Here is a 16,933-nt window from a genome sequence, read left to right as displayed (position 1 = left end):
CCGGGCGCGGCGCCGGCGCCGCCGGCCCCGCCCGGGCGGGGCTCAAAAGCCCTCGATCGCGGTCTTGCCGACCGAGCGGCCGCTTTCGACCAGCGCATGCGCCTCGCGGACGGCGGCGGCGTCGATCGGCGACAGCGTGCGCGTCAGCGTCGTGCGCAGCGCGCCGGCGTCGACGAGGCGCGCGACCTCGCCGAGCAGGCGCCCCTGCTCGCCCATGTCGGGTGTCCCGAACATGGAGCGGGTGAACATGAACTCCCACGAGACGGTGATCGACTTGCGCTTCAGCGGCAGGACGTCGAAGCTCGCCGGATCGTCGATCAGCGCGATATGGCCCTGCGGCGCGACGATTCTGGGAAACAGCGGGAGATAGACGTCGCTCGCCGTCAGCGCCGCGACATAATCGACCTCGGGGACGCCGACGCGCTTCAGCTCCTCGTCAAGCGGCTTGTGATGGTCGACGACGAGGTCCGCCCCCATCTCCTTGACCCATGCGGCCGTTTCGGGGCGCGAGGCGGTGGCGATCACGCGGACGTCGGAGAGGCGGCGCGCGAGCTGGATCAGGATCGAGCCGACGCCGCCCGCCCCGTTGATCACGAGCAGCGCGCCCCGGCGGTCGCCGCCCCCGGCCCCGCCGCCGCGCGGCACGCGCAGCCGGTCGAACAGCAGCTCCCAGGCGGTGATCGCGGTCAGCGGCAGGGCGGCGGCTTCGGCCCAGCCGAGCGTCGCGGGCTTCAGCGCGACGAGGCGCTCGTCGACGGCGTGCAGTTCGGCGTCGGAGCCCGGCCGCGTCACGTCGCCGGCGTAATAGACCGCGTCGCCCGGCCGGAACAGCGAGGCCGCGGCGCCGACCGCCTCGACGCGGCCGGCCGCGTCGAAGCCGAGCACGCGCGCCGCGCCGTCCTGCGGCTGCTCGCGGACCCGCACCTTCGTGTCGACCGGATTGACCGACACCGCCATGACCCTGACGATCAGGTCGCGCGGGCGCGGCTCGGGCGCGGGGAGGTCAAGGTCGAGCAGGGCGTCCTCGCGGTCGAGCCCGCCCTTTTGGTAATAGCCGACAGCCTTCATCTTCGCCTCCCGCGCGTGACGGCCGGCGCTCCCGGCGCGTCGAAGACGACGTTCTCACGCGGCGGCCGGACCGTGAACCGCATAGCCGCGTTCGCAGGCCCCGGTCTTTCGTTTTCGCCCTGCGGCGCGTCAGCCGGCGGGCGCGCCGGCGACGCCGAAGCGGGCGAGAAACATAACGACCGCCTCGCGCGCATGGCGGTCGAGCTCCGCCGCCGGCGGCGCGTCGAGGATCAGCGTCGCCATCTGCGGCCATGCGACGACGGCGCCGACGAGGAGGCGCGCCGCGGCGAGCGGCTCGGGACAGGACAGCGCGCCGGCGGCGGTCGCCGCGGCGAGATAGCCGGCGAGCCGGTCGATGAGGCGGCCCGGCCCAAGCTCGAAGAAGATGCGCCCGAGCTCGGGCTCGCGCGGGCTTTCGGCCAGCACGACGCGGTAGAGGCGCAGCGAATCGGGCTGGGTCACGAAGCGCAGCAGATAGGCGCAAAAGCCCGAAAGCGCCGCATGCGGCGCGCCGCGCAGCTCGTCCGAGACGGCGTCGAGCTTTTGCGCCCGCGCCCGCACCACCGCCGCGAACAGTTCGGCCTTCGAGCCGAAATGGCGGTAGAGCGTCTCTTTTGAGGCTTCGGCGCGCGTGGCGATCGCCTGCATCGTCGCGTCCGAATAGCCGCGCTCCAGAAAGATCGCCTCGGCGACGGCGGCGATCTGGCGGCGCCGCGCCGCGCCGCGCGGCACGCGCTTCAGCGCCGCCGCGGCCTGCCCGGCGCCCCGGGCCTCAATTGACTCGGCCGTGTCCATGGCTTATCCGTACCCATCAGTTCGGTAAGGTTTAGCGCCTTCAACGGGGCGGACGCAACCTTTTCGGTCATCTTTCGCAACGTTTGTTCGGACGTCGGATATGGATGAAGGCGGCGACCTCGGCGTGCGGGCGCGGATCGGCGAGGCGCCGTCTCCCGCCGATCCCCAGGAAGACCTGCAGAAGAGCCGGCAGGACGACCCGCCCGCCGCGGCGCAGGAGCCCGAGGCGCCGGACGAGGACGCGGCCGCCGCGCCGCCGAAAAAGAAACGCTCCGTCGTGCGCGTCCTGGCGCTGCTCGCGGCCATCGGCGCGGCGGGCGGCGGCTATGTCTATCTTTCGACGCGCGGCCTCGTCTCGACCGACGACGCCTTCACCGACGGGCGCGCGGTCACGATCGCGCCGCAGGTCTCGGGCGAGGTCGTGGCGCTCGAGATCAACGACAATGAGTTCGTGCGCAAGGGCGACGTCCTTCTGCGCATCGACCCGCGCCGCTACGTCGAGGAGCGCGACCAGGCGAAGGCCGAGCTCGACGTCGCCCGCGCGCAATATCAGGCGCAGGAGCTTGGCGTCGAGATCGCGCGCAAGAATTTCCCGGCCCAGCTCGACCAGGCGAAGGCGCAGCTTCTCGCGGCGCAGGCGCTCGTCGCCAAGACCGAGGCGGACTACCAGCGCCAGAAGAGCCTGCCGCGCCAGGCGACGACCCAGCAGGAGGTCGACGCCGCGACCGCCGCCCTGCGCCAGGCGCAGGCGCAGGTGAAGCTCGCCGAAGCGCAGGTGGCCGAAGCCATGCCCGCGCCGCAGCGCGTCGCCCAGGCCGACGCCGACGCCAGACGGCTCGACGGCCAGGTGCGGCAGGCCGAGGCGAAGCTCGCCCAGGCCGAGCTCAACCTCGGATGGACCGAGATTCGCGCGCCGCAGGACGGCTGGATCACCAAGCGCAACGTCGAGGTCGGCGATTATGCGACGCCCGGCCAGTCGCTGTTCGCGCTGGTCGCGCCCGAGGTCTGGGTGACGGCCAATTTCAAGGAGACCCAGCTCGACCGCATCCGCCCCGGCCAGAGCGTCGACATCTCGGTCGACGCCTATCCGAGCCTGAAGCTCAAGGGCCGCGTCAACAGCGTGCAGCTTGGCTCGGGCTCGAAGTTCACCGCCTTCCCGCCCGAGAACGCGACCGGCAATTTCGTCAAGATCGTGCAGCGCGTGCCGGTCAAGATCACGATCGAGAGCGGGCTCGATCCGCAGCTGCCGCTGCCGCTCGGCGTCTCGGTCACGCCGACGGTGAAGGTCGAATGAGCGTGGCCGCGCCGGCGGCGCAGGAAAAAAAGGCGCAGAAAGCCAAACCGCAGGCGGCCGACCCGCATCAGGACTGGCGGCCTTCGGGCAACCCCTGGGCGATCGCCGTGGTGGTGACGCTCGCGGCCTTCATGGAGATCCTCGACACCACCATCGTCAATGTGGCGCTGCCGCATATCGCCGGCTCGCTGTCGTCGAGCAACGACGAGGCGACCTGGGCGCTGACCTCCTATCTCGTCGCCAACGCCATCGTGCTGACGATCTCGGGCTGGCTCTCGGCGGTCATCGGCCGCAAGCGCTATTTCCTGATCTGCATCGGCATGTTCACCGTCTGCTCCTTTCTGTGCGGCGTCGCCCAGAGCCTGCCGGAGCTGGTCATGTTCCGCCTCGCGCAGGGCTTTTTCGGCGGCGGCCTGCAGCCGAGCCAGCAGGCGATCATCCTTGACACCTTCCCGCCCGAACGGCGCGGCGCGGCCTTCGGCGTCACGGCGATCGCGACCATCGTCGCCCCGGTGCTCGGCCCGACGCTCGGCGGCTACATCACCGACGCCTATGACTGGCGCTGGATCTTCTTCATGAACATTCCGGTCGGCGCCGCCGCCGTGGCGCTGGTCTATGTGCTGGTCGAGGACCCGCCCTGGCTCGAAAAGGCGAAAAGCCGGCGCGTCGACCTGATCGGCCTCAGCCTCATCACGCTCGGCCTCGGCTGCATGCAGATCATGCTCGACCGCGGCGAGGACGACGACTGGTTCGAGTCGGGCTTCATCCGGCTGATGGCCGTCGTCGCGGCCGCGGGAATCGTCGGCGCGATCCTCTGGCTCAGGACGGCGAAGAACCCGATCGTCAATCTCGAAGTGTTCAGGGACCGCAATTTCGCCACGGGCTGCGTGTGCATCGCCGCCGTCGGCGGCGTGCTCTACGCCGGCGCGGTGGTGATCCCGCAGTTCGCGCAGTCGGTCATCCACTACACCGCCACATGGTCGGGGCTCATCCTGTCGCCGGGGGGCGTCGCGATCATCGTGCTGATTCCGTTCGTCGGGATCATCATGCGCCATGTGCAGACGCGCTTCGTCATCGCCTTCGGCTTCGCGCTGATGGGCGGCGCCTTTCTCTATTCGAGCCGGCTGTCGCCGCAGATCGACTTCGGGACGCTGGTCGTGATGCGCGCCCTGCAGACCGCGGGCCTCGCCTTTCTGTTCGTGCCGATCTCGACCATCGCCTATATCTCCCTGCCGCGCCGGCTCAACGGCGACGCCGCCGCGCTGTTCTCGATGTTCCGCAACGTGTTCGGCTCGATCGGCATCTCGCTCGCCACCGCGATGATCACCGAGCGCTCGCAGGTCCATCAGGCGCAGCTGTCGAAATGGGCGAGCCCCTTTCACGAGCCGTTCAACCAGCTCGTCGAAACCTATCAGCGCGCGCTCGTCGCCATGGGCCACGCCGCGCAGGCCGCCCATGACCTTGCGCTCGGCCGGGTCTACCAGTCCTATCGCACGCAGGCGCAGGTGCTCGCCTATTCGGACGTGTTCTTCTACTGCGGGCTCGTCGCGCTCTGCGTCGTGCCCTTCTGCTTCTTTTTGAGCAACACGATCGCCGCGCGCGGCGCGGCGGGAGCGCATTAGCATGGCGCGACGAAAACCCCTCGCCAGAACCGCCGCGCTCGCGCTCGCGGCGCTCGCCGCGCCCGCGCTTTCGGGCTGCGTCGTCGGCCCCGACTTCGCGCCGCCCGACCCCGGCCTGCCGCAAACCTCGTTCTTCGGCAAGCCGGCCCCCGCCGGCGCCGCGGCCGCGCCGCAGCCGGCCGCCATGGAGGACGCCGGCGCGAGCGCGCGCTGGTGGCGGTCGTTCAACGATCCGACGCTGAGCGCCTTCGCGGAGGAGGTCGCCTCGGCCAATCTCGACGTCGCGGCGGCCGGCGCCCGCATCGCCCAGAGCCGGGCGCAGCTTGGCGTCGCGGCCTCGGCCGCCATCCCCGCGATCAACGGACAGGCGTCCTACCAGCGCGATCTCTACAGCCAGAACGGCGTGCTGAAGCTCGCCGGGCCCGACATTTCGGCGCCGCCGATCAGCGTCTGGCAGACCGGCCTCGACGCCTCCTGGGAGCTCGATCTCTGGGGCCGCGTGGCGCGCTCCGTCGAATCCGCCGACGCCGCGCTCGCGCGCGCCGAGTTCCAGCGCCGCGACGCGCTCGTCTCGGCGCTGGCCGAACTCGCGCGCGACTACATCTCGGTGCGCGGCGCGCAGGCGCAGGTCGCGATCCTGAACGAGAACCTGAAAAGCGCGAAAGAAGCGCTGGCGCTGACGAAGACCCGGACCGCGAAAGGGCTGACGAGCCAGCTCGACGTCGAGAACGCGGCGGCTCTCGTCGCGAGCATCGAGGCGCAGATCCCGGCGCTGCAGAACGACGCCGAGACGCAGGCCAACGCGCTCGCCCTGCTGCTCGCGCGCGAGCCCGGCGCGTTCAGGAGCGAGCTCGCGCGCAAAAGCCGCCTGCCGTCGGCGCCGCGCCCGCCGCTCGGCGCGCCCTTCGACCTCGCGCGGCGCAGGCCCGACATCCGTGCGGCCGAAGCCGAGCTTCACGCCGCGACCGCCGACGTCGGCGTCGCGGTCGCCGATTTCTATCCGAGCCTGCGGCTCAACGGCAATCTGGTGGTGAACGCGCTCGACGCGCGCCAGCTGTTCCGGGGCAGCTCGCTGCAATATCAGTTCGGCCCCTCGGTCTCGCTGCCGATCTTCGAGGGCGGCCGGCTGAAGTCCACGCTCGAGATGCGCACGGCGCAGCAGCGCGAGGCGGCGATCTCCTATCGCAAGACCGTGCTCACGGCCTGGCGCGAGGTGGTCGACGCGTTCAACGCCTATGGCGCCGAGGAACTTCGCCGCGTGCGCCTCAAGGCGCAGGTCGCGCATGCGCGCCAGGCGCTCTCGATCGCGCACACGCGCTATGACACGGGCGTCCTCGACTTCCTCAACGTGCTCGACGCGCAGCGCACCATGCTGCGGGCGATGCAGGAGGAGGCGCAGAGCGCGACCTCCGCCTCGCTCGATCTCGTGCAGCTCTACAAGGCGCTCGGCGGCGGCTGGGGCGCGAGCTTCCCCGAGGCGCCGGAGCCGCAGCCTCCAGGCTCCGCGCTGTGAGCGCGCGGGACCCCGAGGCCGCGCCGTCGGTTCACGATTTCTGCGCGGCCTTCATCGCCGCGACGAGCGTGTCGACGTTGTATCTGAACATGGCGGCGTAGGTCGGCGCGGGCCCGTCCGGCCCCGAAAGCGATTCGACGTAAAGCTCGCCGCCCGGCTGCGCGCCGGTCGCCGCGGCGATCTGCCTCACGAGGCGCGGGTCGCTGGAGTTCTCGAAGAAATAGACGCGCACCCCTTCGGCCCTGATCTGGCGGATGAGCTTCGCCATCTGCGCGGCGGACGGGTCCTTGCCGGTCGTGATCCCGAGCGGCGAAAGAAATTCGACGCCATAGGCCGCGCCGAAATAGCCGAGCGCGTCATGCGTCGTCAGCACCTTGCGGCTGTTTTTCGGGATGGCGTCGATCTCGGCGCGGGCATAGGCGTCGAGCGCCTTCAGCTTGGCCTCATAGGCTTCGGCGTTCTTTTTGAACGCCGCCGCGTCCCCGGGCGCGGCCGCGCTCAGCGCCGCCTCGATGTTCCTGGTCATGACCAGCGCGTTGGGAATGGCGTTCCAGACATGCGGGTCGGCGACGACCGCGCCGTCCTCGTCCATCTTCAGCGGCCTGATCCCGTCCGAGGCGACGACCGGCTTGCCCGCGTAGCCCGAGGCTTTGGCGAGGCGGGCGAACCAGCCCTCAAGGCCAAGGCCGCTGGTCAGCGCCACGTCGGCGCCCCTGAGCCGCTTGGCGTCGTCGGGCGTCGGCTCGAATTCATGCGGGTCGCCGTTCGGCGGCACGAGGCTCGTGACATGGACATGGTCGCCGCCGACCTCGCGCGCCATGTCGGCGAGCACGCTGAAGGAGGCGACCACTTCGAGCGTCCTGGCCGCGGCGGGCATGGACAGCGAGAGGACGAGCGCCGCGGCGAGCGCCGCGGCGCCCCGGCCGCGTCGTGAGAAACGCCTGAACGACAGGGGTCCGAACGACATGAAAAGCCTCCTTTTTTCGCGGAAAGGGCGCGCTCAGGCCGCGGGCGAGGGGCGCGCCAGCGCGCGCCATGCGAGGCCGCCGCGGCCGAACAAGATCGAGAGAAAATAGAACAGGCTCGCGGTCAGGATGACGGCCGGCCCCGACGGCAGGTTCAAATGGTAGGAGGCGACGAGGCCGACGAAGCCCGACAGCGCGGCGGTCGCCGCGGCCACCGCCATCATCATCGGCAGCGACGCCGTCCACAGCCGCGCGACGGCGGCGGGCAGCATCATCAGCCCGACCGCCATCAGCGTGCCGAGCGCCTGGAAGGCGGCGACGAGATTGGCGACCACCAGCACCATGAAAAGCAGATGATGGCGCGACCCCCCGCCTCCGACCGCGCGCAGAAATCCCGGATCGAAACATTCGACCACGAGCGGCCGGTAGACGAGCGCGAGAATGAGCGCGGTCACGGAGGCGATCGCCGCGATCATGACGAGCGCCGGCGCGTCGATCGCCAGAATGGCGCCAAACAGCACATGCAGGAGATCGACGTTCGAGCCGCGCAGCGACACGATCAGCACGCCGAGCGCGAGCGAGAACAGGTAGAAGCTCGCAAAGCTCGCGTCCTCGCGCAGGATGGTCGAGCGGCTGACGAAGGTCGAGGCGAAGGCGACGCCGAGCCCCGCGGCCATGCCGCCGAGCCCCATGGCCGGCGCCGACAGCCCGGCGACGAGAAAGCCGACGGCCGCGCCGGGCAGGATCGCATGGCTCATGGCGTCGCCGGCGAGGCTCATGCGGCGCAGCATCAGCAGCACGCCGATCGGCCCCGAGCCGACGCCGAGCGCGACGCAGGCGACGAGCGCCCGGCGCATGAAGCCGAATTCGGCGAAGGGCGCGACGAGAAGCGCGTGCAGGGTCATGCCAAAGGTCACGCGGCGGTCGCGCCGCCGGCGCCGGGCTCGTCCCAGCCGTCCGAGACGACGCGCGCGCGCCTGAGACGCTCGGGATCCAGCGCCTCCGCGGTCGGGCCCCAGGCGATTTTTTCGCGCGCGAGCAGCAGCGCCTCGGGGAATTCGGCGCGGATCTGGTCGAGGTCGTGCAGCACGGCGACCACGGTGCGTCCCTCGCCGCGCCAGCGCCTGACCACGGCGACGAGGTCGCGCGTGGTGCGCGCGTCGACGCCGGCGAAAGGTTCGTCGAGCAGGATCGCCGGCGCGTCCTGCACGATCAGCCGCGCGAACAGGACGCGCTGGAGCTGGCCGGTCGACAGCTCGCCGATCGGCCGCGCCTCGAGCCCCGTGAGGCCGACGGCGGCGATCGCCTCGCGGGCGGCGTCCGCCCCCGCCGCGTCGACGCGGCGGAACGGGCCCGCGCGCCGCCAGGCGCCGAGCAGCACCACGTCCTGCGCTGAAATGGGAAAGCTGCGGTCGATCTCCGCCGCCTGCGGCAGATAGGCCGCCTCGCGCGGGCGCGCGCCGCTCCAGACGACGCGCCCGGACGAGGGCCGCAACAGGCCCATCATCGTCTTGAGCAGGGTCGACTTGCCCGAGCCGTTCGGCCCGACGACGGCGGTCATGCTCGACGCCGCGAAGACGCCCGAGACGTCGCGCAGGGCGGTCCTGCCGCCATAGGCGACGCAAAGCCCCTCGACGCGGATGCTCGCCCCCGCGGCGCCCCTCATGACGGCGCGCTCATGACGGCGCGCTCATGGCAGCGCGGCCGCCCAGGCGACCAGCAGCCAGAGCGCGGCGAGAAGGCCGGCGACGGCGAGAAGGCGCGCCGAGGCGGAGGCGGCCAGCGCCGAGCGGTCGAACGTCGCGCGGCGAAACAGCGAACGGCGAAACAGCGAACGGCGGAGCGTCGGGCGAGAGGACGGCGCGGTCGAAAGCGTCGCGGACGCCGGGGCCAGGGCGAGGGCCGCCGTCGAAAGGCCGCGCTCCAGCAGGCGGGGCTCGGGAGAGAGGCTTGTTTCGGCCGACATGAAAGACGCCTGCGTCGAGAGCCGCGGTCGGGGCGGAGCGCCCTGAACGTTATAAAATAACCTTAAGAACCGGCTCCGCCCGCGTCAAGCGTCGCGCGCTGAGGAAAACGTGAAGAGGCGCGCCTCAGGCGAGGCCCCGCGCCGCGCGGATGGCGTCGGGCCCCTCCGGTCCGAGAGCCCGGACGGGCGGCGGAGCGCCGTCTCGCCGCGATAAGCCGCGCCGGGCCGGAACGGGCGGCGCGCCGCCGCGTTGCGCCGCCGGCGAAACAGGGAGCACGCCCGATGACGGAAGCGGAATTTTCTCAAGACGAGCTTCGCGAGCGGCTTTACGCGGAAGTCCGCGCCGACGCGCGCATCGTCATGCTGGGCCTTGTCGGCGAGAAGGCCGGCCACATGCAGCCGATGGCCGCCTTCGTGCGCGAGGGCGGCGGCCCGTTCTGGTTCTTCACCCACACATCGACCGACCTCTATCGCGACGCCGGCGCCGGACGCGACGCCATGGCCTGCCTGATGGCGAGCGACGGAAAATTCCAGGCCTGCGTCCTCGGCCGCCTCGCCGTCGCCCGCGACCGCGCGGCCGTGGACGAATTCTGGTCGCCCTATGTGGCCGCCTGGCATCCGGGCGGCAAGGACGATCCCGAGCTCGGCCTGCTGCGCCTTGATCCCGCCGAGGCGCGGCTGTGGATCGCAAAAAGCGGCGCGCTCGGCTTCGCCTATGAGATCGCGAAGGCCAATCTGACGAAGACCCTGCCCGAGGTCGGCGTGAAGGCCGACCTCGCGCTGTGACGGGCGCGAGGCGCTGAGGACGCCGCCCGCCGGCGCGGCCGGCTTTTCGAGGGGCCGGGCGGGCCGGGCCCGCCGGACTTGCTCCGACCACGCTTTGCCGCTTTAGATGTCGGCGCGAAGCGATTCGGAGACGCCTCATGAGCGAACGCTGTCAGGACCGCTTCAATGATTTTTCGCGCCTCGCCGGCGCGGCGCGCGCGCGCCGCGCGGGGCGCTGAGGCATGGCGGCGGCGGAAGCGGCGGCGCAGGCCGCGGCGGCGGCGGGCCATGGCGTCGACCTTCTTCATGTGGTCGCGCTGCTCGGGGCGGCGGTGGTCGGGGCGCCGCTGTTCAAGCGGCTCGGCCTCGGCTCGGTGCTCGGCTATCTCGCGGCGGGCCTCGTCATCGGGCCTTACGGCCTGCGCCTGTTCACCGACCCCGAATCGATCCTGCATGTCGCCGAGCTCGGCGTCGTGCTGTTCCTGTTCATCATCGGCCTCGAGATGCAGCCCTCGCGGCTGTGGGCGATGCGCGGCGAGATCTTCGGCCTCGGCGTCGCGCAGGTCGGCGTCTGCGCCGCGCTGCTCGCGCTCGTCGGCCTCTCGCTCGGCTATCCGCCGGGCCAGTCCTTCGTCGCCGGCGCGGGCTTCGTTTTGACCTCGACCGCCGTCGTCATGCAGATGATCGAGGAGCGCCGCGAGATCGGCTCGCCGAAGGGGCGAAGGATCGTCTCGATCCTGCTGCTCGAAGACCTGATCATCGTGCCGCTGCTCGCGCTCGTGACCTTCCTTGCGCCGGGCGGCGAGACGACCACGCTCGCGCAGCGGCTCGAAAGCGTGGCGATCGGCCTCGCCGCCATCGCGGCGCTGGTCGCAGTCGGCCGGTGGCTGCTCAACCCGCTGTTTCGCCTGCTCGCCGCGGCCAAGGCGCGCGAATCCATGACGGCTGCGGCGCTGCTCGTCGTGCTCGGCGCGGCGGTGCTCTTGCAGCTCGGCGGCCTCTCCATGGCCATGGGGGCCTTCGTCGCCGGCGTGCTGCTGTCGGAATCGGCCTTCCGCCACCAGCTCGAAGCCGACGTCGAGCCGTTCCGCGGCCTGCTGCTCGGCCTGTTCTTCATGGGCGTCGGCATGGCGCTCGACCTTTCGGTCATCGCCGCCCATGCCGGCCTCGTCGCGCTCTCGGTCGTGGCCTTCATGAGTCTCAAGAGCCTCGGCGTCTACGCCGTCGGCCGCGTCTTCGGGGCGGGAAACCGCGAGGCGATCGAGCGCGCCGCGCTGATGGCGCAGGGCGGCGAATTCGCCTTCGTGCTCTACGCCGCCGCCGCCGCCGTCGGCGTGATCGACCGCGAGAGCGAGGCGATCCTGTCGGCGACGATCATCGTCTCGATGGCGCTGACGCCGCTGATCGTGATCCTGCACGACCGCCTGCTGCCGCGGGCCGCGCCCTCGACCGACGGGCTCGAAATCGCCGAAAAGCTCTCGTCGCGGGCCGTGCTCATCGGCTTCGGCCGCGTCGGCCAGGTGGTCAGCCAGCCGCTGTTCGGCCTCGGCTGCTCGGTCTCGATCATCGACCTCGACGCCGAGTCGATCCGCGCCGCCGAGGATTTCGGCTTCAAGGTCTATTACGGCGACGGCACGCGGCTCGACATCCTGCACGCGGCCGGCGCGGCCGAGGCCGCGCTCGTCGTCGTCGCCATCGACGACCCCGAGGCCGCGCTGAAAATCGTCGAGCTGGTCAAGTCCGAATTCCCGCACGCGCTCATCGCCGCGCGCGCCTTCGACCGGCGCCACGCCGTCAAGCTCGTCGAGGCGGGGGTCGACTACCAGATCCGCGAAACCTTCGAATCGGCCCTGAAGCTCGGCGGGGAGGCGCTCGCAAGGCTTGGCGTCGACGCCGAGGAGGTCCAGCGCATCGTCGCCGAGGCGCGCCGGCGCGACGCCGAGCGCTTCGCGCTCGAAATCTCGGGCGGCCTGTTCGCCGGGCGCGACCTCATCTTCGGCAACGCCCCCTTGCGCGAAAATCCGCGCTGGCGGCCGCGCCCCGGCTCAGGCGCGCTCGACTTGCCCGCCCTCGACTTGCCCGCCCTCGACTTGGGCCGCGCGCGCGGCTACATCCTGTCGCGCCGAGACGCGCCGGCGAGCGCCGCGCGCGTGAAACTCCGGAGCGGACATCGATGGAGCCTGCCGAAGGCCCGACCTTTTCGAGCGGGCGCGAGGGCGCCGAGGCGCGCCTGAAGCTCGCCGGCCACTGGTCGCTCGACGCCTGCGCCGGCATCGAGACGGGCGCGGCCGGCCTCGTCGCCGCCGCCGCCGGGGCGCGCGCGAGGCCGTGCTCGACCTCTCCGGCGTGCAGCGCATGGACACGGCGGGCGCCTGGCTCGTCGACCGCGTCCGCCGCGAGCTCGACGACAAGGGCGTCGCGACGCGCTTTTCGGGCGTGCGGCCCGAGGTCGACATCCTGCTCAAGGAAGCCCATTACCGCGTCTTCGACGAGCCCGCTCCGCGGCGCGGCTTCTATCTGACGACGCTGCTCGCCGACGTCGGCGAAAGCGTCGTCGAGGCCGGGCGCGACCTTTACCGCGGCGTCGAGTTCCTCGGCGAATCCGTCGCCTCGATCGGGCGCAGCCTGACGAGCCCCGGCCGTTTCCGCGGCACCGCGCTCGTCGCCCAGATGGAGAAGATCGCCTTCCGCGGCGTGCCGATCATCGTGCTGATCAATTTTCTCGTCGGCGCGATCGTGGCGCAGCAGGGCATCTTCCAGCTGCAGCGCTTCGGCGCCAAGATCCTCGTCATCGACCTGCTCGGCATCCTGATCCTGCGCGAGCTTGGCGTGCTCTTGACCTCGATCATGATCGCCGGCCGCTCGGGCTCGGCGATCACCGCCGAACTCGGCTCGATGAAGATGCGCGAGGAGATCGACGCGCTGGTGGTGATGGGCCTGCGCCCGGTCGACGTGCTGATCGCGCCGCGCCTGCTCGCGCTGGTCATCGCCCTGCCGCTCCTGACCTTCATCGCCGACATGTCGGCGCTCGCCGGCGGCATTCTGGTCGCCTGGGTCTATGGCGACATCTCGCCCGGGAGCTTCCTCGCCATGCTGCCGGACTCGATCGCGCCGCGCACGTTTTTCTCCGGCCTCATCAAGGCCCTGTTCATGGGGCTCATCATCGGCCTCATCGCCTGCATGGAGGGCATGGCGGTCGAGGGCTCGGCGGAATCGCTCGGGCGCCAGGTCACGGCCTCCGTGGTCAAGTCGATCTTCATGGTCATCGTGCTCGACGGCTTCTTCGCGGTGTTTTTCGCCGCGATCAAATTCTAGGCGGCTCCGATGCGGCTCCTTCCTTCTCGCTCCGCCGCGGCGGCAAACAGCACGCGCCGCGCGCGGCCGCGCCCGAGATCGCGATCCGCGTGCGCGGCCTGAAAGTCGGCTTCGGCGACAGGCTGGTGCTCGACGGGCTCGACCTCGACGTCAGGCGCGGCGAGGTGATGGGCTTCGTCGGCGGCTCGGGCCAGGGCAAATCGGTGCTGACGCGCACCATTCTAGGCCTCATCCCCAAGCGCGCCGGCACGATCGAGCTGTTTGGCGAGGATCTCGACAGGATCTCGCATGACGCGTTCCTGGCGCTCGAGCAGCGCACCGGCGTCATGTTCCAGGGCGGCGCGCTGTTCTCGTCGCTGACCGTCAAGCAGAACGTGAAGGCGCCGATGCGCGAGCATCTGAAGCTCTCGGCCCGCCTCGCCGACGACCTCGCCATGCTCAAGATCGAGCTCGTCGGCCTCGCCCTCGACGCGGCCGACAAATTTCCCTCCGAGCTTTCGGGCGGCATGGTCAAGCGCGCGGCGCTGGCCCGCGCGCTGGCGCTCGACCCGGAGCTCCTGTTCCTCGACGAGCCGACCTCGGGCCTCGACCCGATCGGCGCCGCCGAATTTGACGATCTCATCGCGACGCTGCAAAAAACGCTGGGCCTGACGGTGTTCATGGTGACCCATGACCTCGACAGCCTCTATTCGATCTGCGACCGCATCGCCGCGCTCGCCGACCGCAGGGTGATCGCGACCGGCGCGATCGACGACATGCTGGCGTCGGACCATCCGTGGCTGCGCGCCTATTTCCACGGCAAGCGGGCGCGCCAGCTCGACCCCCGGCTGGCGCGCCGCGGTCCGCGCCGAAGGCTGCGGACCGCGCCGAAGCTGCGGGCGAGCGCTGACTCCGCAAGACGCGCAAGCGGCAAGGACAAGGCGCCGCAAGGCGCGCGCAACGAGCGAAGGACGAAATGGAGACACGCGCCAATTACGCCCTGATCGGCGCCTTCGTCGTGGCGGTGATCGCCTCGGCCTTCGGCTTCGTGCTGTGGTTTGCGAGCGGCGACCAGGGCGCGGCGCGCAGCGTCTATAAAGTGGTGTTCACGGGCTCGGTCTCGGGCCTCTCGAAAGGCGCCGGCGTGCTGTTCAACGGGGTTCGCGTCGGCTCGGTCACCAAGATCGACTTCGAGCCCGAGAGCCCCGGCAAGGTCTACGCCCTGATCGAGATCGACGCCGACACGCCGATCCGCACGGACACCAAGGCGCGGCTCGAAACCACCGGCCTGACCGGCGTCGCCAACATCGCGCTTTCGGGCGGATCGGAGAGCGCCCCGGCCCTCAAGCCGCCGCCGAAGGGGGGCCCGCCGGTGATCGTCGCCGAGCCCTCGGAGTTCCAGGACCTGATCGCCAGCGCGCGGCGCATCGCCGGCCAGGCGAGCGAATTTCTCGACCGCACCAACAAGGTGCTCGACGCCAATTCGGGCTCGATCACCACCTCGATCCACAATCTTCAGAAATTCACCGACGCGCTCGCCGCCAATTCCGAAGGGCTCAATGATTTCCTCGGCACGATGAGCGAGGTCGGGCGGGCGATCAAACCTTTGACCGCGCGGCTCGAATCGCTCGCCGGCGACGCCGACGCCGTGGTCAAGGCGGTCGACCCCAAGGAGGTCAAGGCGATCGTCGCCAATTTCGGCGAGCTTTCGGCCAAGCTCAACGCCGCCGCCGACAAGGTCGACAGCGTGCTGACCAATCTCAACGGCTTCCTCGCGACCGGCGACAACAAGGGCGCCTTCGCCCAGGTCGCCGAGGCGGCGGCCTCGGTGCGCCAGCTCGCCGACAACGTCAACCGCAGCTGGAAGGACATCGGCGGCAATCTCTCGCGCTTCTCGAACCAGGGCCTGCGCGAATATCAGGCGCTCGCCGCCGACGGGCGGCGCACGCTCGGCTCCTGTCGCAGGCGATCCGCTCGATCGAGCAGAACCCGCAGCAGTTCATCTTCGGCAAGCGCCAGCAGATCCCCGAATATTCGGGGCGATAGCCGCCCCTACTTCCTCGATTTGCGCGAAAAAAACAGCGCGGCGAGGGCCAGGACCGGCAGGATCAGGTCGAACCAGAACACCGGGCCGGCGTTGTCGACCGCGAAATTGCGCGCGACGATCATCTGCCGCGCATGGCCGACGCCGTCGCCGAGCAGGAACACCGCCGTGATCAGCGTCACGGCGGCGCGAAAGCCGAAGCTCGCGAAAAAGCCGAAGCAGCCGGCAAGCCCGATGGCGAGGTCGGCCATGCCCACCTCGAACTGGAACGGGCTGTCGATCCAGCCGATGGCGCGGGCGGCGAGCTCCGGCTGGAACAGGTGGAAATAGGCGCTCCACAGCCCGCCGAGGCCGATCGGCAGCAGCAGAAGCCAGGACAGGAGCCGGTCGGCGACCGGCTTGCCGCGGTCGAAGCCCGCGACGACGAGGGCGATGACGAACAGGATGGGCGCGACGTTCTGGAGAACGAGGCGAATGATCTCGGAAAGGCTCATGGCTTGCGTCTCGAAGGCGCGGCGCGCTGATGTTTTGCCGGCGGCTGGTTAAGAGATGGAGCGTTAAACAAGCGCGCGCGGCGCAAATCAAAGCTGCGTAAAGAAAATGCCCGCGCCGGAAACCAGCCCTGCCGCAGAAATCGTCGAGCGCCTCGTTGGCCTCCTCGAGCCGGTACAGCACCGTCTCGGCGCGCGTCGGAACCTTCAGGGCCAGCGCCAGAAACTCTATCGGCGTCGCGGCGCGTCAGATTGGCGACCGAGCGGATCACGCGCTCCTCCCAGAGATCGGCGTAGGGAAAGGCCGGGATGTCGCTCATGTGGATGCCGCCGCAGCACACGCAGCCGCCGCGCGCGACCGCCTTGAGCGCGGTCGGGACGAGCGCGCCGACGGGGGCGAAGATCAGCGCCGCGTCAAGGGTTTTGGCGCAGGCTGCGTACTGTCCGGCCCAGACCGCGCCGCAGGCGCGCGCGAAGGCCTGCGCCGCGTCGTCGCCCGGCCGCGAGAAGGCGTAGATCTCGAAGCCGAGATGGCGCGCCGCCTGGGCGACGATATGCGCCGCCGCGCCGAAGCCATAAATGCCGAGCCGGCGCCCCTCGCCCACAAGGTCGGGCTCGGCCTCGAAGGCGAGGCGCAGCGTGCGGTAGCCGATCAGCCCGGCGCAGAGCAGCGGCGCGGCCTCGGCGTCGGAATAGAATTCGGGCAGCGGGAAGACATAGCGCGCGTCGGCGAGCGCGAATTGCGCATAGCCGCCGTCGACGTCATAGCCGGTGAACCGCGCCTTTTCGCACAGGTTCTCGCGGCCGCAGCGGCAGAAGCGGCATTCGCCGCAGGTCCAGCCGAGCCACGGCACGCCGACCCTGTCGCCGGCCCTGAAGCCCGACACGCCCTCGCCGAGCGCGTCGATCCGCCCGACGATCTCATGGCCGAGCACGAGCGGCAGCTTGGGATGGTCGAGCTCGCCGTCGATCACATGCAGGTCGGTGCGGCAGACGGCGCAGGCCGAGACCTTGACGCGGACCTCGCCCGGGCCGGGCGTCGGGGTGTCGATCTCGCGCATTTCGAGCGGGCGCCCGACGCCCTCGAACAGCATGGCCTTCATCCGCGCCCTCCCA

12 protein-coding genes and 4 pseudogenes are annotated in these 16,933 nt (G+C 70.6%); 8 read left to right on the top strand and 8 right to left on the bottom strand.

From position 1 onward, the window contains the following. Positions 1-42: 42 nt before the first annotated feature. Together ACILRB_RS05615 and ACILRB_RS05610 are read right to left on the bottom strand one after the other, a co-directional pair. Positions 43-1,068, bottom strand: a complete 1,026-nt coding sequence (locus ACILRB_RS05615; RefSeq protein ID WP_395665311.1) for a zinc-binding alcohol dehydrogenase family protein — start codon at positions 1,066-1,068, stop codon at positions 43-45. Positions 1,069-1,197: 129 nt separating this feature from the next. Beyond that, positions 1,198-1,863, bottom strand: a complete 666-nt coding sequence (locus ACILRB_RS05610; protein WP_395665310.1) for a TetR/AcrR family transcriptional regulator — start codon at positions 1,861-1,863, stop codon at positions 1,198-1,200. A 100-nt stretch (positions 1,864-1,963) separates the two neighbouring features. On the opposite strand from ACILRB_RS05610, the gene ACILRB_RS05605 reads away from it, so the two are divergent. The 3 genes from ACILRB_RS05605 to ACILRB_RS05595 are packed head-to-tail and all read left to right on the top strand — an operon-like array spanning position 1,964 to position 6,292. Beyond that, positions 1,964-3,157: an HlyD family secretion protein gene (locus ACILRB_RS05605; RefSeq protein ID WP_395665309.1), complete on the top strand. Its 1,194-nt coding sequence runs from the start codon at positions 1,964-1,966 to the stop codon at positions 3,155-3,157. After that, positions 3,154-4,779 carry a DHA2 family efflux MFS transporter permease subunit gene (locus tag ACILRB_RS05600; RefSeq protein WP_395665308.1) on the top strand — a complete coding sequence of 542 codons (1,626 nt, stop codon included), beginning with the start codon at positions 3,154-3,156 and terminating at the stop codon, positions 4,777-4,779. The genes ACILRB_RS05605 and ACILRB_RS05600 overlap by 4 nt, the downstream gene beginning before the upstream one ends. Position 4,780: 1 nt before the next feature. Then, the gene (locus tag ACILRB_RS05595; RefSeq protein WP_395665307.1) at positions 4,781-6,292 is read left to right on the top strand and encodes an efflux transporter outer membrane subunit; all 1,512 of its coding nucleotides are present in this window, start codon (positions 4,781-4,783) and stop codon (positions 6,290-6,292) included. A gap of 31 nt (positions 6,293-6,323) precedes the next feature. On the opposite strand, the gene ACILRB_RS05590 is transcribed toward ACILRB_RS05595, so the two are convergent. The 4 genes from ACILRB_RS05590 to ACILRB_RS05575 are packed head-to-tail and all read right to left on the bottom strand — an operon-like array spanning position 6,324 to position 9,223. Beyond that, entirely contained in the window at positions 6,324-7,259 is a 936-nt protein-coding gene (locus ACILRB_RS05590) for a metal ABC transporter solute-binding protein, Zn/Mn family (protein ID WP_395665306.1), read from the bottom strand. A 33-nt stretch (positions 7,260-7,292) separates the two neighbouring features. Next, complete coding sequence (locus ACILRB_RS05585; protein WP_395665315.1) at positions 7,293-8,162, bottom strand: metal ABC transporter permease; 870 nt, start codon at positions 8,160-8,162, stop codon at positions 7,293-7,295. Positions 8,163-8,170: 8 nt separating this feature from the next. Further along, a complete protein-coding gene (locus ACILRB_RS05580) occupies positions 8,171-8,923 on the bottom strand; it encodes a metal ABC transporter ATP-binding protein (RefSeq protein WP_395665305.1) in 753 nt (250 codons plus the stop codon). 24 nt (positions 8,924-8,947) lie between these two features. Further along, a complete protein-coding gene (locus tag ACILRB_RS05575; protein ID WP_395665304.1) occupies positions 8,948-9,223 on the bottom strand; it encodes a hypothetical protein in 276 nt (91 codons plus the stop codon). Between the two features lie 282 nt (positions 9,224-9,505). Between ACILRB_RS05575 and ACILRB_RS05570 the strand changes: the two genes are divergently transcribed. From ACILRB_RS05570 to ACILRB_RS05550, 5 genes and pseudogenes are all read left to right on the top strand, one after another. After that, a complete protein-coding gene (locus ACILRB_RS05570) occupies positions 9,506-10,009 on the top strand; it encodes a pyridoxamine 5'-phosphate oxidase family protein (RefSeq protein ID WP_395665303.1) in 504 nt (167 codons plus the stop codon). Between the two features lie 221 nt (positions 10,010-10,230). Further along, the gene (locus tag ACILRB_RS05565) at positions 10,231-12,222 is read left to right on the top strand and encodes a monovalent cation:proton antiporter-2 (CPA2) family protein (protein WP_395665302.1); all 1,992 of its coding nucleotides are present in this window, start codon (positions 10,231-10,233) and stop codon (positions 12,220-12,222) included. Next, a pseudogene (locus ACILRB_RS05560) lies at positions 12,162-13,303 on the top strand (MlaE family lipid ABC transporter permease subunit). Before ACILRB_RS05565 ends, ACILRB_RS05560 begins: the two are co-directional and overlap by 61 nt. Positions 13,304-13,380: 77 nt before the next feature. Beyond that, positions 13,381-14,121, top strand: a pseudogene (locus ACILRB_RS05555) (ABC transporter ATP-binding protein); the annotation flags it as partial. A 137-nt stretch (positions 14,122-14,258) separates the two neighbouring features. Beyond that, positions 14,259-14,546, top strand: a pseudogene (locus tag ACILRB_RS05550) (MlaD family protein); the annotation flags it as partial. Between the two features lie 788 nt (positions 14,547-15,334). On the opposite strand, the gene ACILRB_RS05545 reads toward ACILRB_RS05550, so the two are convergent. Both ACILRB_RS05545 and ACILRB_RS05540 read right to left on the bottom strand, forming a co-directional pair. Then, positions 15,335-15,820 carry a DUF6790 family protein gene (locus ACILRB_RS05545; protein ID WP_395665301.1) on the bottom strand — a complete coding sequence of 162 codons (486 nt, stop codon included), beginning with the start codon at positions 15,818-15,820 and terminating at the stop codon, positions 15,335-15,337. A gap of 85 nt (positions 15,821-15,905) precedes the next feature. Next, positions 15,906-16,920: pseudogene (locus ACILRB_RS05540) on the bottom strand (zinc-dependent alcohol dehydrogenase family protein); the annotation flags it as partial. Positions 16,921-16,933: the final 13 nt, after the last annotated feature.

This window comes from Methylocella sp. (assembly GCF_044226135.1).
Taxonomy (GTDB): Bacteria; Pseudomonadota; Alphaproteobacteria; order Rhizobiales; family Beijerinckiaceae; genus Methylocapsa.
Note: the sequence above shows the minus strand (reverse complement) of the source record. Positions and strands in the feature narration are given on the sequence as shown.

Bases quoted from the DNA above. Each gene is read 5' to 3' on its own strand.
- ACILRB_RS05615 (WP_395665311.1), bottom strand. From the start codon at position 1,068: ATGAAGGCTGTCGGCTATTACCAAAAGGGCGGGCTCGACCGCGAGGAC.
- ACILRB_RS05610 (WP_395665310.1), bottom strand. From the start codon at position 1,863: ATGGACACGGCCGAGTCAATTGAGGCCCGGGGCGCCGGGCAGGCCGCG.
- ACILRB_RS05605 (WP_395665309.1), top strand. From the start codon at position 1,964: ATGGATGAAGGCGGCGACCTCGGCGTGCGGGCGCGGATCGGCGAGGCG.
- ACILRB_RS05600 (WP_395665308.1), top strand. From the start codon at position 3,154: ATGAGCGTGGCCGCGCCGGCGGCGCAGGAAAAAAAGGCGCAGAAAGCC.
- ACILRB_RS05595 (WP_395665307.1), top strand. From the start codon at position 4,781: ATGGCGCGACGAAAACCCCTCGCCAGAACCGCCGCGCTCGCGCTCGCG.
- ACILRB_RS05590 (WP_395665306.1), bottom strand. From the start codon at position 7,259: ATGTCGTTCGGACCCCTGTCGTTCAGGCGTTTCTCACGACGCGGCCGG.
- ACILRB_RS05585 (WP_395665315.1), bottom strand. From the start codon at position 8,162: ATGACCCTGCACGCGCTTCTCGTCGCGCCCTTCGCCGAATTCGGCTTC.
- ACILRB_RS05580 (WP_395665305.1), bottom strand. From the start codon at position 8,923: ATGAGGGGCGCCGCGGGGGCGAGCATCCGCGTCGAGGGGCTTTGCGTC.
- ACILRB_RS05575 (WP_395665304.1), bottom strand. From the start codon at position 9,223: ATGTCGGCCGAAACAAGCCTCTCTCCCGAGCCCCGCCTGCTGGAGCGC.
- ACILRB_RS05570 (WP_395665303.1), top strand. From the start codon at position 9,506: ATGACGGAAGCGGAATTTTCTCAAGACGAGCTTCGCGAGCGGCTTTAC.
- ACILRB_RS05565 (WP_395665302.1), top strand. From the start codon at position 10,231: ATGGCGGCGGCGGAAGCGGCGGCGCAGGCCGCGGCGGCGGCGGGCCAT.
- ACILRB_RS05545 (WP_395665301.1), bottom strand. From the start codon at position 15,820: ATGAGCCTTTCCGAGATCATTCGCCTCGTTCTCCAGAACGTCGCGCCC.